We start from the raw sequence: 14,867 nt of genomic DNA on the forward strand, positions 1-14,867 counted from the left end.
GCCGAGGCTCGCACCCTGGGGTGCGGACCTCGGCCGTCCGCATGTCCCGGAGCGCGCCGGACAAGCCACTCCCCGGAAGCCCGGCCGGTGGACGGGCGCGCTTGCTAGAGTCCGTGCCCATGTCGATCCCTGACGACCTGCTCCTCGATCTCGCCACCATGGTCGAGTCGGAGCAGACCAATCAGATGTCCCTGACCGTCGTGGTCCACGGCGCCGTCATCACAGGCCGCCTCGCCCCCGAGAGCGTCTGGCGTCAGCGGGTGGCCGAGGTCCTGCGGGACTCCGACCAGCTGGCCCCGTTCGCCGAGATCTTCAGCTCTCCAGGACGCGGCGACAGACAGCAGGCCGGGGCACCCTCACACCTTCATTTCCACGTGGCACGCATCCTCCAGGGCACCCTGGGCATCCCCGAGACCGGCGGAATGTACCGGATCGCGGTCAAGGACGTCAGCGCCTGGACCGTCGGGGACTTCAGCTACTCCGACAAATAACCCACCGGCCCGGCACGATGCAGGACGGCCGCCCGCACCTCACCCGCGGGCGCCGTCCCCGACGAACCGGTCCCGGACCACGGAACGGCCCTACCGACCCGGCGCACCGGAACGGCGAGACGCCACCGGCCCGGGCCGAACCGGCGCGTCCGCGGCCCTGGCCTCGGCATGGGTGCCGGCCTTGGCCGTACGGGAACGCGCAGGGGTCACGCCGGGCGGCCGAGCTCCTCCAGGAAGCGCTGCTGGTCGGCGAGCAGGCCCGGCGGGAAGAGGGAGCGCGGGGCGAACACGGCCGTCAAGGTCAGCCGCCACGAGGAACGCTCGACCTCGGTGCGCAGCAGGGCGTGGGTGGCTCCCGGATAGCGGCGGACCGTGAGGGTGCCGGGCGCGAGGACGCTCCGGTGGAGCGCCTCGGTCTCGGCGCCGTCCACGTTCAGGTCGTCGGCGCCGGAGATCAGCAGCACCGGGACGGGCGGCATCGCCCGCAGGTCCGCGGTCACGTCCGCGGTGTGGTTGCGACTGATGAACGTCCAGCGCTCCGGGGTGAGTTCCCGGTCGGCGCCCGGCCCGGCCCGGTACTCCTCGTACGTCGCCCCGCGCCGCAGCAGCGCCAGGGTGGCCTCCCGCCTGCGCAGGGCGGCCGCCGTGCGCTCGGCGTCGGCCCCGGCCTCGCGCAGTTCGGCCCGCAGGTTGTACTCACCCTGACGCTCCCAGTTCACGGCGGTGCCGACCGCGATGACGAACCGCACCCCGGGAGCGGGAGCCCGCGCCACCACCTTGGGCATGACCCAGCCGGCCTGACTGGCGCCCCACAGGCCGATGCGGGCGGGGTCGATCTCGGGCCGGGTGCGGGCCGCCCAGGTGAGGGCGTCGACGGTCTCGCGGGCCCGGTCGTCCATGGTCTGGCCGAGCCAGTCGGCGGGTTTGTCGAGGGAGAGCGAGGCGTATCCGGCCCGGGCGAAGGACTCCCAGTAGGGGCGGTAGAAGCCGTCGTGGGTGGCGTCGACCTCGCCGTCACCGTGCACGAGGACGACGAGCGGGAAAGGGCCGGGGCCCTTGCCGGTGGGAGTGGCGAGCACGCCGGGGAGGTCGTGTCCGGCGGCGGGCACGGTGACGCGCTCCTCGTGGAGCCCGTAGTCGTGTTGCCACAGGACCACTCCGGTGAGGAGCAGGGCGGTGGTGAGGGCCGTGAGGAAGACGGCCAGGAGGGCCCTGCGGACCTGGCGGCCCCTGGGGGCGCTGCCGGGTGCGCGGGGCCGACGGGGCGGACCGGGAGTACGGCCCGTGCTGGTCTCGGTCATCTGGGGCTCCGGGTCCCTTCGTTCACTCGTTCACGTGTTCGTTCGTTCATATATTCGCTCACATCAAAAACGATCGTACCGTCCATGAGCGTATTATGCTCGTGCGTATGACGACGGAGAGCGTGGAGGTACGGCGCGGGCTGCCCGAAGGGGCCGCCTCGCGCGTCGCCGAGCTGTACTGGCAGGCCTTCGGGGGAAAGCTGGGCCGCGCGCTCGGCCCCCCGCAGGCCGGGCGGCGGTTCATCGCCGGGCACCTGCACGCGGACCGGGCGGTCACGGCACTGTCCGGCGGCGAGGGCGGCGAAGGCGGCCGGGTGGTCGGCGTGGCGGGCTACCAGCTGGCCGGCCGCGGCCTGGTCGGCGGCGACACGGCCGCGGTCAGGGCCGCGTACGGGCCCGTCCGGGGCCTGTACCGGGTGCTCCTGCTGGCCCTGCTGGAGCGCACCCCGGCCCGCGGCGAACTCGTCATGGACGGCATCGCCGTGGACCCCGCCGAGCGGAGCCGGGGCATCGGCGGACTGCTGCTGCGGGAGATCGAGGCGATCGCCGTGGAGCAGCGGTGCCGGCGGATCCGGCTGGACGTGGTCGCGGAGAACCCGCGGGCCCGGGAGCTCTACGAACGCCACGGTTTCCGGGCGGTACGGGTGCAGCGCACGCCCTGGCTGCGGGACGTGCTGGGGTTCGGGGGCGTGACGACGATGCACAAGGAGGTGGCCGCACGATGAGCGCAATCCCCACGCGGATGGTGGTGCACGCGCTGGTCCGGGAGGACGGGACGGTCGCGGGCGACGAGCTGTACGAGGTCGCTGCCCTGCTCGGGATGACCGACCAGCAGGTGCGGCTGTGCGTGAAACGGCTGGTGACCGAGGGCCGGTTCACGGTGGAGGGGCGCGGTCGGCGGGCCGTGCTGCGCCTGGCGGGGACGGAGCCGGGGGCCGGGCCGGCGCTCGTACCGGAGGTGGAGTTCGTCCGGCACGCCTACCGGCAGGACCGGGGGCTGGAGCCGTGGGACGGGCTCTGGCACGCCTTCGCCTTCGCCGTACCGGAATCCGCGCGGGCCGCGCGGGACTCCCTGCGGGACGCGCTGACCGGGCTCGGGGCGGCGCCGGTCCAGGGCGGGCTGTACGTCACGCCGAACGCGATCGGCCCGTACGTGCGGGCGCACGCGGCGGAACTGGGCCTCTCGGAGGCGCTGACCTGCCTGAGCACCCGTGACCTCGCGGTGGGCGGCACCTGTGACCCGCAGGCCCTGACGGAACGGCTGTGGCCGCTGCCGGAGATCGCGGAGCGGTACGGGGAGCTCCGCGCGCTCGCGGAGCAGCCCGCCGAGCCGGGCCGGCCCGCCGGACTGGCGCACGCCGTGGGACTGGCCGCGGCCTTCTCGGCCGCGATGCTTCCCGATCCACTGCTCCCGCCGGAGTTGCTGCCACAGCCGTGGCCGGGCACGACGGCCCGGGCGGCGGCGTCGGAGGCCTGGGCCCGGTTGGGGGCCGCCGCTCCGGACGCGGGGCCCCGGCTGTTCCGGCTGTACGGCGAGGCCCTGGCCTGAACCGGGCGCGGACGGGGGCCGGCGCGTGCCGACCCCCGGCCCGTCCACATCATGGACAACTACCCTCGTTTCATGAACGCAGAAGCCGACGCCCTCGCCGCCGTGAAAGACGCTGACCGGAAGCACGTCTTCCACTCCTGGTCCGCGCAGGAGCTCATCGACCCGCTCGCCGTGGCCGGCGCGGAGGGCTCGTACTTCTGGGACTACCAGGGCAACCGCTTCCTCGACTTCTCCAGCGCCCTCGTCTACACGAACATCGGCTACCAGCACCCGAAGGTCACCGCGGCCATCCAGGAGCAGGCGGCCAAGCTGTGCACCGTCGCGCCCGGCTTCGCCGTCGACGTTCGCTCCGAGGCGGCCCGGCTGATCGCCGAGCGCACCCCCGGCGACCTCGACAAGATCTTCTTCACCAATGCCGGCGCCGAGGCCGTGGAGAACGCCGTCCGCATGGCCCGGCTGCACACCGGCCGGCCCAAGGTGCTGTCCGCGTACCGCTCGTACCACGGCGCCACCTCCACCGCGATCAACCTGACCGGCGACGCCCGCCGCTTCGGCAACGACTCCGCGACCGCCGGCGTCGTGCACTTCTGGGGGCCCTTCGCCTACCGCTCGCCCTTCTACGCGGCGACCGAGGCCGAGGAGTGCGAGCGGGCCCTGCGCCACCTGGAGGACACCATCGTCTTCGAGGGGCCGCGGTCCATCGCCGCGATCATCCTGGAGACCGTCGGCGGCGCCCCGGGCGTGCTCGTGCACCCGGACGGCTACCTGGCCGGCGTGCGCGCGCTGTGCGACCGCTTCGGCATCGTCTTCGTCCTCGACGAGATCATGGTCGGCTTCGGGCGCACCGGTACGTGGTTCGCCTCCGAGCACTGGGACGTGACCCCCGACCTGATCTGCTTCGCCAAGGGCGTGACCAGCGGATACCTCCCGCTCGGCGGGGTCGCCATCTCGGCCGCCATCGCCGAGACCTTCGCCCGCCGGCCCTACCCGGGCGGGCTGACGTACTCCGGGCACGTGCTGGCCTGCGCGGCCGCCGTGGCGACGATCGGCGTCATGGAGGAGGAGGGCATCGTCGAGCAGTCCGCCCGCACCGGCGCCGAGCTGCTCGGCCCCGGCCTGCGCGCGCTCGCCGAGCGGCACCCCTCGGTCGGTGAGGTCCGCGGGCTCGGCACCTTCTGGGCCCTGGAGCTCGTACGGAGCAAGGAGACCCGCGAGCCGCTGGTCCCGTACAACGCCTCGGGTGCGGAGAACGCCCCGATGGCCGAGTTCGGCGCCGCCTGCAAGAAGGGCGGGCTCTGGCCGCTCATCGCCGGCAACCGCATCCACATCGCGCCGCCGTGCAACATCACGCCCGAGGACGTGGCCAAGGGACTGGAGATCCTCGACGAGGCCCTCGCGGTGGCGGACGCACACACCGCCTGACCTGCGGTTCTGTGGGGTCGCCCAAGGCGTGGGTGCTGGTGTTCGGAGGATTTGTACGGGGATCAACCCCCTGTACGCATGCTGCAATCCGTGCAGGCCGTAAGACACACAACAGGCCAAGCACCTACGAACCGGGATGCACGTCAGGCCCGGGGCGGTCCCTCGGTGAGGGGCCGAACGGCGGGGAGCGGGACGTCCTTGATCCGGGCGGGCGCTGGACGCCGGGCGTACGGGATCCAGACGACCGGACTCCGTGTTCCCGAGTACCCGAAGGAAGACAGCATGAGCAAGCACGTCCTGGCCCAGAACCAGTACGGCAAGGCCGAGAACCGCATCGTGAAGGTCACCCGCAAGGGCGGCGACGGTTCCTGGCACGAGATCCGCGACCTCAACGTCTCGGTCGCGCTCCGCGGTGAATTCCGCGATGTCCACCTCACCGGCGACAACGCCAACTGCCTGCCGACCGACACCACCAAGAACACGGTGTACGCCTTCGGCAAGGAGCACGGCATCGACTCCCCCGAGGCCTTCGGCATCCTGCTCGCCAAGCACTTCGTCTCCTCGCAGCAGCCGATCCGCGAGGCCCAGATCCGCATCGAGGAGTACGTGTGGGACCGCATCCCGGTCCCCACGCGCAAGGAGCAGCACTCCTTCGTCCGCAAGGGCCAGGAGGTGCGCACCGCGCAGATCACCTACAGCGAGACGACCGGCCTGCAGGTCATCTCGGGGCTGAAGGACCTGACCGTGATGAACTCGACCAACTCCGAGTTCCACGGCTACATCAAGGACAAGTACACGACCCTGCAGGAGGCGTACGACCGCATCCTGGCGACCAAGGTCACCGCGCGCTGGGCGCACTCGGCGCTGGCCGCCGACGACGCCGGGTACGACTGGGACCAGGCGTACAAGAAGGTCCGCAAGAACATGCTGGAAGCCTTCGCGGAGACGTACTCGTACTCGCTGCAGCAGACCCTGCACCAGATGGCCGAGCGCGTGCTCGACAACTGCCCCAAGGTCAACGAGGTGCGCCTCAACCTCCCCAACAAGCACCACTTCCTCGTCGTTCTGGAGCCCTTCGGCCTCAAGAACGACAACGAGGTCTACTTCGCGGCGGACCGGATGTACGGCCTGATCGAGGGCACCATCCACCGCGACGGCGTGCAGCCCGTGATCGCGACGTCCGACTGGATCGTCGCGTGACGCACGCGTGCGTGGCGGTTCGGCCCGGACCGAGTCGCGGGGTCCGGGCCGAACCGTTTCGCCGCTACGGCCACAGCTACTACGGCTCCGGCTCGGCTTGGGTCTGCTCGTCCTGCGGCTGCCCGACCAGGAGGTTCCAGCGACCCGCCCGCCCGGTGAGAGTGGTCACCGACTCCGGCCGGACGTCGAGCCGCCAGAAGGCCGCCGCGGGCAGCTCCAGGGCGTGCACCACGGCCGCCCGCACGACGGCCTGCTCGACCACCACCCGGTGCGTGCCCTCGGCCAGGCCCGCCAGCTCCGCCCCGACGCGGGCGATCAGCGCGTCCACGGACTCCCCGCCCGGCGGCGAGTACGACGGATCAGACAGCCAGGCGCGCACGGCCGCCGGGTCCCGGCCCGCCACCTCGTCCAGGCTCCGCCCGGCCCACTCACCCGTGGCCGGTCCGCGCAGCCCCTCGTGACCGGGGCACGGCCGCGCGTGACCGAAGCGGCCCTGACGGGCGGCTGCGTCCAAAGGGAAACTGACCAGTCGAACTCGTACCAACGGGGTCTTCATAAGGGGAGCCTAAGCGCGGTACGGTCGCAGGTGGTTCAATCCACCGACGACGGAACGACGGAAGCACCGGTGAGAATCCGGCACGGTCGCGCCACTGTGAAACCTCCTTGAGGGGGAGGGAAGTCAGACCCGCCACCGTCGTAGCGAGCACCACTGACCGGGACGCGTGTTCCCTCTGGAGGTTCTGCCATGGCCCACTCCGCCGTGCCCACTACGAACTCACCCGTCATCGCCCCCCTTTCGCTCTCCGCGCTGGCCCCCTGGGCGGTGTTCGCCGGCATCCTCATGCTCGTCCTGCTGTACTTCGTCGGCGCCGAGCAGGGCGCCACCTCGGTCTTCGAAGGGGAGACCATCCACGAGTGGCTGCACGACGGGCGCCACCTGCTCGGTTTCCCCTGCCACTGATTCCCCTGCCGGCGGCCGCGGACCGCCCTCTGCCTCCGGATAATCGCCCTGAGCGTGCGCCGGCAGCGGGCGCGCTGCTCCACGGACGGCGGCCTCGCGCCGAGGCTCGACAACGGGCACCGGAAGTTGCGCCTCGCGTCCCCGGTGATCCGGACGGCACTGTGGACGACTTTCGGCCTGGCTTCCGGTTTTCTAGCCGACCGGGCCCTTGTGCCCGACTCCGCACCCGAAGGAGGCTGTGCAGCCGACCAGTTGAGTACGAGGGGGGCCGGTAGTACATGGCGACGGCGATCAGGGAATGGCGGGGCTGGACGGGCGCAGCCCCGTTCTGGCTCAACTCGTTCCTGCTGCTCCTGGCCCCCTGCTGCGCCGTCACGCTCTTCGGCCAGATCGGGATCATCGCCGCGCTGGCCGCACTGGGCGGCCTGGCCCGCCACCTCTGGTACGGCGACTACGGCCACCCGGCCATGCACCTGGCCGGCGCGCTGATGGGGGCGGGCACGGCCGCCGTCGTCATGTGCGGTTAGGACGCCTCCTCCCGTCCGGACGAGACGGCCGGGGAGGTCCGCACCTTCACCCGTTCGGGCGCATGGGCACCACCCCCGGGCATCCGGCGGGTAGACCTGTGGTGAACTGCGAAAACCCCGCGATCGGGCGACGACACGCCCGTGACGTGATGTCAGTCCACCGTGTTGCACGGGGTGCCGATGGGCAGAGGAGGTGTCCACTGCTCACATGACCCGGCCGCCCGCGCCGGACAGGAGGGAATCCCATGCCCCGCGCCAAGTGGGCCGTCGCTGCGCTGACCGTGGTTCTCTTGTCCACCGGGATCGCGGTGTTGCAACGGACCGAGGGTGCCCGGCCTGCGGACGTGACCACCGATGACGCGCTGCCGTCGCGGGCGTTGGGGCTGTCCGGCCACCGCCGTCTGGTGCGGGAGCTGGAGCAGTCCGGCGAGCACACCCCCGGCACGGGGGCCCGGTCGCCGAGGACCGCCCCCGGGCCGCTGCGGGTGGTCACCGGCCCTCTGCGGGCCGCGCGGCCGCTGCGGTTGCTGATCCCGAGCCTGGGCGTGGACGTACCGCTGACCGGCGACCGGGAGGAGGTCGCCTGGGACACCGGGGGACCGGCGCCCGGTGCGGCCGGGACCGCGGTGGTGACCGTGGAAGGGCTTCGCCTCGGCGAGTTGAGGCGGGGCCGGACCATCGAGATCCCCCGCGCGGACAGCCGCACGGCCGTGTTCACCGTGGTACGGATCTCACCCGGCAGGACCTCCGGCCACGAGGGCCCGCCCGACCGTGCCCAACTGCGGCTGGTCGGCGGCGAGACCGCCGTCCTGGCCAGGCTGACCGGGCAGCGCCGCACCCGCTGAGCCCACCGGGTCCCGGTGCCCTGCCCGCCGGACCACGGGTCTGTCAGCCGTGGGGGGTGTCTTCGTCCCCCGGTCGGGGGCTTCTCGGTGTCCGCCCGGGAGTCGCCCGGCGTGGCGGGGCACACCCCTCGCATGAGCGGGAGACACCAGGCGCGTTCGGCACCGGCCAGGGCTCTGGTCGTGGTCTGTGTCGTGCTGCTGTGCGTCTTCGGCGCCGGTCCGGCCGGCGCCGAGGCCGCCGAGTTCCGCCCCGCCTCCGCCGCGCCCGCCGTGCCGGGCGCCCCCGTCGAATCCCCCGAGCCCGGGGAGGGCCAGTCCGATCCGGCCCCCGATCCCGAGGCCCGGGCGGCCGTACGGACGATCACGCGCGGGCTGCCCCGCGTACGGCGGGCACCGCCCGCGGTGTTTCACGTGGAACACCCGGCCGCCGCCGCGTCCGGGCCGGCCGCGGAGGCGGCCGAACCGGCCTTGTCCCGGCGGACGGTGCTGGGTGTGGTGCTGCGCTGCTGAGCGGACCGAGGTCCGAACGCAGCCCCCACACCCCCTGAGCACCCGTGAGGTTCCGCCATGCCCATCGACCCGTACGCCGCACTGAACGCCATGCTCCGCGCCGAGGTCACCCGGTTCTCCCCGCCGGTCCGGCCGACCGAGCCGGCCACGTCACCGAAGACCACGGCCACAGCCGCGGCCGCGGCCACAGCCCCGGCCAAGTCCGTCGAGGCCGAGAGCGAACCGCAGCGGACCGCCCCCGCGGATTCGGCCGCGTAGGGACCCCGCGGACGCGCCGGGAGCGCCGGGGGTACCGGCGCTCCTGTCCGTCCCGGCCGTGCGACCGGCTCAGTCCTCGTGGGTGTAGTAGCGGTAGAACGCGATGGCTCCGACGCCCGCGGCGACGGCGAGTCCGACGACGGTGGACTTGAGGATCGACTGGTCGGTGAGGCTGTGCAGGTAGCCCACTGCGATACCGCCGAAGGCCCCGTAGGCGGCGGCGTGGACCTCCCGCTTCAGGCGGGGTCCGATCCGGGCCAGGGCGAACATGATCCCGGCGAAGAGCACGCCGCACAGGATTCCGTAGAAGACGTTGCCCGCGTCCACCGGGCCCATCTGGCGCTTCATGAACGCGGCCCAGACGCCGTAGACGAGTCCGAGGAGCAGTGGCCGCACGTACGCGCCTCTGCTGAGGTGCGTCATGTCCGCCGTCTGCCGGTGCCGCCCGAGGGCGGTGGGTGCCGCATGTGCCATGACGGGCTCCTCTCTCCCATCATCCAGGGCACACCCGCCGCCCCCGGCGGGCAAGTGGATCAGTGGTCAGGGCGTGCGCACGGCCACCGCGTCGATCTCGAAGAGCATGTCGGGCAGGGCGAGCGCGGCAACGCCGATCAGGGTCTGGGCGGGCAGTTCGGTCCCCAGGTGGCGTGCAGCCGCTTCAGCAGGATCTCCAGCTTCCGCTGGTCGTGGCCGACGATGTAGGTGCCGATGCGGACCACGTCGGAGGGACCGAGGCCGACGGCCGTTATCGGGGCCAAGGATTCCACGCCGGCCGACGGCCCACCACCCGCCCGCAGCAACACCGCTCGCGCCCGGCCCCGCGCCCGCATTCCCTGGTGACGTGCGCACCATCCTGTCGACGGTACTCATCGTGCTCGTGGCCCTTCTGGTGCCCGCGAGCGCCGTCGCGTACTGGGCCGACCGCGAGCTGGGCAACGCCGACCGGTACACCGCCGCCATGTCCCCCCTTGCCGAGAACCCCAAGGTGCAGGAGGTCGTCGTCACCCAGGTCACACGCGCCCTGGCCGGGCAGATCGACGCGGGGCCCTTCCAGATCGGCGTGGACACCCTGCTCGGCGAGGCCCTGCACTCCTTCGCCGGCACCTCCGCCTACCGGACCGCCTGGGACGCGGCCAACCGCGCCGCCCACGCCGCGTTCCTCGACGCCCTCACCACCGGCCGCGGCGACGCCCTCACCATCGATCTCGCGCCCGTCATCGCCCAGGTCAGGGGCGATCTCGTCGCCGACGAGGTGCCCTTCGCCGACCGCATCCCGGTGACCCACCTGACCGTGAAGGTCATGGAGTACGACAACCTCGCCGCTCTCCGGAAGGGCTTCCACATGCTCCAGGTCGCCGGCGTCTGGCTCCCCGTGCTGACCCTGCTCCTGGCCGCGGCGGCCATCGCCGTCGCCGTCCACCGGCGGCGCGCCGTCATGGCCACCGGAGCGGGACTGGCGGCCGGGGCCGGACTGCTGTGGCTCGCGGTGGACGTCTGCCGCCGGCTCACCCTGGACGATCTGCCCGCCGACATCGACCGGCCCGCCGCCGGGGCGGTGTACGACGCCCTCACCGCGTATCTGCGCACCACCGCCTGGGCGGTGCTGGCGATCGGGCTCGCCACCGCACTTGCCGCATGGGTGACGGGCCGACTACGCCGCACCCCATAAGCTCGGAAGGTACCAACACACACAGAACCATGCAGAAGATCCCAGAAGAACCGAATCGCGAGCGGCGGGCACGGAAGCGGGAATGAGCACCGAACGCACCGAACACATATCGTCGCGGAGAGCCCGGCACCTTCCGCTGGCTCCGCCCTCCTGGCTGCTGGGCGGACTGAAGCCCAGTGCCGCACCGATCCCGTGGGCCGCCGTGGCCCGGGCCTCGGTCGCGATGTCCGTCCCGCTCGCCGTCGGTTTCGCCCTCGACGAGCCCGAATACGGGGCCCTCGCCTCCATGGGCGCCCTCGCCGGAGTCCTCGGCGACACCGCCGACGCCTACCGCATGCGCGTCCTGAACATCGCCGTCCCCCAGCTCGTCGGCGCCGTCGGAGTAGCGCTCGGCACGCTGGTCTACGGGCACGGCTGGCTGGCCGTCGGAGCGCTCACTTTCATCGCCCTCGTCTCCGGGATGATCTCCTCCATCGGCACGGTCGCCTCGGTGTCCGGACTGCTGCTCCTGCTCAACGCCGTGATCGGCGCCGGGCTGCCGCTGCCCGAGCCCTGGTGGACCGCCCCGCTGCTGCTGACCGCGGGCGGGCTGTTCGTCCTCGCGCTCACCCTGCTGGGCTGGCCGCTGCGCCGCCGGCAGCCGGAGCGCACCGCAGTGGCCGACACCTACCGGGCCCTGGCCGACGCCCTGGAGGCCGCCGGCGGGCCCGGCGCCCTGTACGACGAACGCCGACAGCAGGTCACCCAGGCCATCAACCACGCCTACGACCTCGTGCTCGGACGCCGGGCCCGGGTGCACGGGCGCAGCCCGGCCCTGGTGCGGCTGCTGGCCCAGCTCAACGTGGTGATCCCGCTGGTGGAGGCCGCGCCCGCCGCACACCTGCGCGGCAAGCCGCTGCCCCCCGAGATCCCGGCGGCCGTGCGGGAACTGGCCGACACCGTCGAGGAGGGCCGCACCGCAGCCCCCGTACTGGAGCTGCCCGCCGCGCACACCCCGGCCGAACGGGCCGTCGACACGGCCCTGCGCCACGCGGCGAAGATCGTGCACATCGCCGAACCCGACCTGAACAATGTGGACGATCGCCTCGGCCGGCCCGCCGCACTGCGGGTGCGGGCCCGGCGCGCGGTCCGCGACATGGTGCTGTCCCGGGCCTCGTGGCGGTACGGGCTGCGGCTCGCGCTGTGCATCGGCATCGCGCAGTCCCTCGTATCGGTGATCGAGGTCGAACGCTCCTACTGGGTCGCGCTGACCGTCACCTTCGTCCTCAAGCCCGACTTCGGCTCGGTGTTCTCCCGGGCCGTACTGCGCGCGCTCGGCACCGCGGGCGGGCTGGTCATCGCGGCCGCCGTGCTCTCCGAGGTACCGCGCGGCTGGTGGGACGTCCCGGTGATGGTGGTGCTCGCCGGGCTGATCCCGGCCTTCTCCGCCAAGGGGTACGCCTTCCAGACCGCCGCGATCACCCCGGTGATCCTGCTCCTCTCGGACCTGCTCAACCACCAGGGCTTCGACCTGATCCGGCCCCGGCTGGTGGACAGCCTGATCGGCTGCGCCATCACTCTCGTCTTCGGGTATTTGCTGTGGCCCGAGAGCTGGCACACCCGGATCGGGGACCGGCTCGCCGACACCGTGGACGACGCCGCCCGCTACGTGGAACGGGCCTTCGCCCCGGCCGGCGACGAAGCCGCGTCGGCCGCGGCCCGGACCGCCCGGCTCCAGGCCCGGCGGCGCATCTACCGGGACCTGTCGGGCGTACGCAGCGAGTTCCAGCGGGCCCTGACCGAGCCGCCGCCGACCGGGCCGCGGGCGGCCGCCTGGTGGCCGCTGGTGGTCGCCGTCGAACGGATCGTGGACGCGACCACCGCCGCGCGGGTCCGGGTCAACCACGGCGCGCCCCCGCCCCCCGCCGACGAGGTCGAGTCGATCGCGCGCCGGCTCCACGATCTGGCTCACCGGGTGCGCAGCAGCACCGTCCCGGTACGGGTCGACGCCGAGCCGGAGGGCGCGGGGACGAGCGTGCTGGCCCCCGTCCACCAGGAGATCGCGGCGGCCCTGGCCATCGCCCGGCCGGAATCCTGACCGTCGCGGCCCCGCCCGGGACCGGCGTCCCCCGAATGGGTCGCCTCCCGGGCCGGGCGGGTGCGGACGGGGCAGCATCGGAGCATGCGCCGCGTCCCTGCCGTGATGGTCCTCGCCGGACTCCTGGCGGGGTGCGCCGATGTGGAGGGACTGCAGAGCGAGGGCGACCTCGGCACGGTGCACGCCCCGAAGAGCCTGTGGAAGGACATCCGCCCCGACCCGCCGGCCCCCGACCAGAAGCCGGGCACGGCCGCCGTGGTCCCCGGCCTCCCCGAGGTGGCGGACCTGAGCATGCGCGGGGTGGACGCGCTGTCCGTCGTACGAGCCGACATCACCTCCGCCGCCGAGCAGGACGGCGGGACCGGCAGGCTCGTCGACCCGCGCGCCGTCCAGCGGCTCGCGCTCTGCACACAGGCTGTGGACGGCGGGCCCGACTGCCCGGTGCGCCCCGCGGTCCTGCACGACCTGACGGGCAACGGCCGGGAGGAGCTCATCACCGCCCTGGACGTCGACGGCCGGGTCAGCGAGCTGCGCGTCTACACCGTCCAGGACGACGGGACCATCGCCCGGATCCTGTCCCGGCGCGGGGTGCTGGAGGGCGTCGAGGTGGCCGCCGAGCACTTGGCGGTCCGCGAGCCCACGACGAACCCCGCCCACGTGGCCGTCTCCGACTACGTCTGGGATCCGAAGGCCGGGATCATGAACCTGTCCCAGCTCACCCTCGACGACTGCCCGGAGCTCACGCAGAACGCGGCCGGCGGGGACGGGGCTCGATGCGCGCGCTGAGCAGCCTGCGCTGGAAGATCGCGCTGACGACCACCATGGTGTGCTGCATGGTCGCCGCCGCGCTGGGAATCCTGGTGCACAACGTGGTCGCCCGGCAGATGGTCGGGGAGGTGCGCAAGGCCGCCGCCACCGAGCTGGACCACGCTCTGGGGCACTACGAGTACGGCACCGCGCACGGCGATGTGAACGCCGTGTTCGACCCGCCCGACCTCCCCCGGCGACTGCGCGAGCTCGTCGCGAGCGGACAGACCGGCAGCATCGTCGGCATACAGGGCGGAAAGCCCGTCATGTGGGCGGCCGGACCCGCGGACGACAAGGCCCTCGCCGTCTGGCTGCCCTTCGGGAGCACCCGCGACCGGCTGCGGGACGTCGACACCGCCATCCTCGCCTCCGCGATCCTCGCGGCCGGGCTGGTGGCGCTGGCCGGCCTGTTCCTCGCCGACCGGATCAGCCGGCGGCTCGCGACCACGGCCGCCGTGGCCCGCCGGATCACCGCCGGAGACCTGGACGCCCGGGTGAACTTCCCGCGCGACGGGGACGGTCCGGGGCCGGGCGGTTCCCGCGACGAGGTACGGGACGTGGCGCACGCGCTGGACTCGATGGCGAGCTCGCTCCAGGGCCGGCTGGAGGCGGAGAAGCGCTTCACGGCGGATGTCGCGCACGAGCTGCGGACCCCGCTCACCGGTTCGCTGGCCGCGGCGGCGCTGCTGCCCGAGGGCCGGCCCAAAGAGATGATCAACGACCGGTTGAGGGCCCTGCACCTGCTGACCGAGGATCTGCTGGAGATCTCCCGGCTGGAGTCGGGCGTCGAACGGGCCGACCTCGCCCGGGTGGAGCTCGGCCGGGCGGTGGAGCGGGCGGTCGCCGCGGCCGCCGGGGGGACCGGGGTGGGCCCGGATGCCGGGCCTGCCGCTTCCGTACGGGTGGTTCAGGACACGGTGGTGGTCACCGACCGGCGGCGCCTCGACCGGATCCTGGCCAACCTGCTGGTCAACGCCGGCAAACACGGCAGGCCGCCGGTGGAGGTGACCGTGGACGGCCCGGTGGTGGTGGTCCGCGACCACGGGCCCGGCTACCCGCCCGCGCTGATCGAGCGGGGCCCGCAGCGGTTCCGTACCGGGGACCCGGGCCGCGGGCGCGGTCACGGCCTGGGGCTCACGATCGTGATGGGGCAGGCGACCGTGCTGGAGATCGTGGTGGGCTTCGCCAACGCCCCCGACGGCGGCGCGGTCACGACGCTCCGGCTCCCCGTCGGCAGGGTGCCACAGGGG

General features: G+C 73.1%; 17 protein-coding genes and 1 pseudogene. 14 read left to right on the forward strand and 4 right to left on the reverse strand.

The genetic code is table 11. The annotated features are described in order from the left end of the window. Positions 1-119 precede the first annotated feature (119 nt). On the forward strand, positions 120-491 hold the full coding sequence (locus ACWGIU_RS10875) for a hypothetical protein (protein ID WP_351152074.1): 372 nt from the start codon (positions 120-122) through the stop codon (positions 489-491). 206 nt (positions 492-697) lie between these two features. Here the strand turns inward: ACWGIU_RS10875 and ACWGIU_RS10880 are convergent, their stop codons facing one another. After that, on the reverse strand, positions 698-1,792 hold the full coding sequence (locus ACWGIU_RS10880; RefSeq protein ID WP_453704457.1) for an alpha/beta hydrolase family protein: 1,095 nt from the start codon (positions 1,790-1,792) through the stop codon (positions 698-700). Between the two features lie 107 nt (positions 1,793-1,899). Between ACWGIU_RS10880 and ACWGIU_RS10885 the strand changes: the two genes are divergently transcribed. The 4 genes from ACWGIU_RS10885 (at position 1,900) to pucL (ending at position 5,963) form a co-directional block, all read left to right on the forward strand. Further along, complete coding sequence (locus ACWGIU_RS10885; RefSeq protein WP_453704459.1) at positions 1,900-2,517, forward strand: GNAT family N-acetyltransferase; 618 nt, start codon at positions 1,900-1,902, stop codon at positions 2,515-2,517. Beyond that, positions 2,514-3,341, forward strand: a complete 828-nt coding sequence (locus tag ACWGIU_RS10890; RefSeq protein ID WP_453704461.1) for a PaaX family transcriptional regulator C-terminal domain-containing protein — start codon at positions 2,514-2,516, stop codon at positions 3,339-3,341. The genes ACWGIU_RS10885 and ACWGIU_RS10890 overlap by 4 nt, the downstream gene beginning before the upstream one ends. A 72-nt stretch (positions 3,342-3,413) precedes the next feature. After that, positions 3,414-4,763 carry an aminotransferase class III-fold pyridoxal phosphate-dependent enzyme gene (locus ACWGIU_RS10895; protein ID WP_453704463.1) on the forward strand — a complete coding sequence of 450 codons (1,350 nt, stop codon included), beginning with the start codon at positions 3,414-3,416 and terminating at the stop codon, positions 4,761-4,763. Between the two features lie 282 nt (positions 4,764-5,045). Continuing rightward, the gene (gene pucL, locus ACWGIU_RS10900) at positions 5,046-5,963 is read left to right on the forward strand and encodes a factor-independent urate hydroxylase (RefSeq protein WP_453704465.1); all 918 of its coding nucleotides are present in this window, start codon (positions 5,046-5,048) and stop codon (positions 5,961-5,963) included. A 79-nt stretch (positions 5,964-6,042) separates the two neighbouring features. Here pucL and ACWGIU_RS10905 read toward each other — a convergent pair whose 3' ends face one another. Then, the gene (locus ACWGIU_RS10905; RefSeq protein WP_453704467.1) at positions 6,043-6,519 is read right to left on the reverse strand and encodes a histidine phosphatase family protein; all 477 of its coding nucleotides are present in this window, start codon (positions 6,517-6,519) and stop codon (positions 6,043-6,045) included. A 189-nt stretch (positions 6,520-6,708) separates the two neighbouring features. On the opposite strand from ACWGIU_RS10905, the gene ACWGIU_RS10910 reads away from it, so the two are divergent. The 5 genes from ACWGIU_RS10910 (at position 6,709) to ACWGIU_RS10930 (ending at position 9,064) form a co-directional block, all read left to right on the forward strand. After that, a complete protein-coding gene (locus ACWGIU_RS10910) occupies positions 6,709-6,924 on the forward strand; it encodes a CbtB domain-containing protein (RefSeq protein WP_453704468.1) in 216 nt (71 codons plus the stop codon). 278 nt (positions 6,925-7,202) lie between these two features. Beyond that, entirely contained in the window at positions 7,203-7,451 is a 249-nt protein-coding gene (locus ACWGIU_RS10915; protein ID WP_030714370.1) for a hypothetical protein, read from the forward strand. Between the two features lie 245 nt (positions 7,452-7,696). Continuing rightward, positions 7,697-8,296 (forward strand): hypothetical protein, encoded by a 600-nt coding sequence (locus tag ACWGIU_RS10920; RefSeq protein WP_453704470.1) that lies wholly within the window; start codon positions 7,697-7,699, stop codon positions 8,294-8,296. A gap of 132 nt (positions 8,297-8,428) precedes the next feature. Then, positions 8,429-8,806, forward strand: coding sequence for a hypothetical protein (locus ACWGIU_RS10925; RefSeq protein ID WP_453704472.1), 378 nt, complete (start codon positions 8,429-8,431; stop codon positions 8,804-8,806). A gap of 57 nt (positions 8,807-8,863) precedes the next feature. Then, entirely contained in the window at positions 8,864-9,064 is a 201-nt protein-coding gene (locus ACWGIU_RS10930; RefSeq protein ID WP_453704474.1) for a hypothetical protein, read from the forward strand. Positions 9,065-9,133: 69 nt separating this feature from the next. On the opposite strand, the gene ACWGIU_RS10935 is transcribed toward ACWGIU_RS10930, so the two are convergent. Both ACWGIU_RS10935 and ACWGIU_RS10940 read right to left on the reverse strand, forming a co-directional pair. Continuing rightward, on the reverse strand, positions 9,134-9,538 hold the full coding sequence (locus ACWGIU_RS10935) for a hypothetical protein (protein ID WP_453704476.1): 405 nt from the start codon (positions 9,536-9,538) through the stop codon (positions 9,134-9,136). 66 nt (positions 9,539-9,604) lie between these two features. Then, positions 9,605-9,813: pseudogene (locus tag ACWGIU_RS10940) on the reverse strand (Rid family hydrolase); the annotation flags it as partial. Between the two features lie 92 nt (positions 9,814-9,905). Here ACWGIU_RS10940 and ACWGIU_RS10945 point away from each other — a divergent pair. The 4 genes from ACWGIU_RS10945 to ACWGIU_RS10960 form a co-directional block, all read left to right on the forward strand. Beyond that, on the forward strand, positions 9,906-10,733 hold the full coding sequence (locus ACWGIU_RS10945) for a hypothetical protein (RefSeq protein ID WP_453704478.1): 828 nt from the start codon (positions 9,906-9,908) through the stop codon (positions 10,731-10,733). Between the two features lie 82 nt (positions 10,734-10,815). Continuing rightward, complete coding sequence (locus tag ACWGIU_RS10950) at positions 10,816-12,810, forward strand: FUSC family protein (protein WP_453704480.1); 1,995 nt, start codon at positions 10,816-10,818, stop codon at positions 12,808-12,810. A gap of 84 nt (positions 12,811-12,894) precedes the next feature. Then, a complete protein-coding gene (locus ACWGIU_RS10955; protein WP_453704482.1) occupies positions 12,895-13,596 on the forward strand; it encodes a hypothetical protein in 702 nt (233 codons plus the stop codon). Beyond that, positions 13,584-14,867: sensor histidine kinase (locus ACWGIU_RS10960; RefSeq protein WP_453704484.1), on the forward strand; the 1,284-nt coding region annotated here is incomplete at its 3' end. The genes ACWGIU_RS10955 and ACWGIU_RS10960, both read left to right, overlap by 13 nt.

Source organism: Streptomyces sp. NPDC054840 (assembly GCF_053611065.1).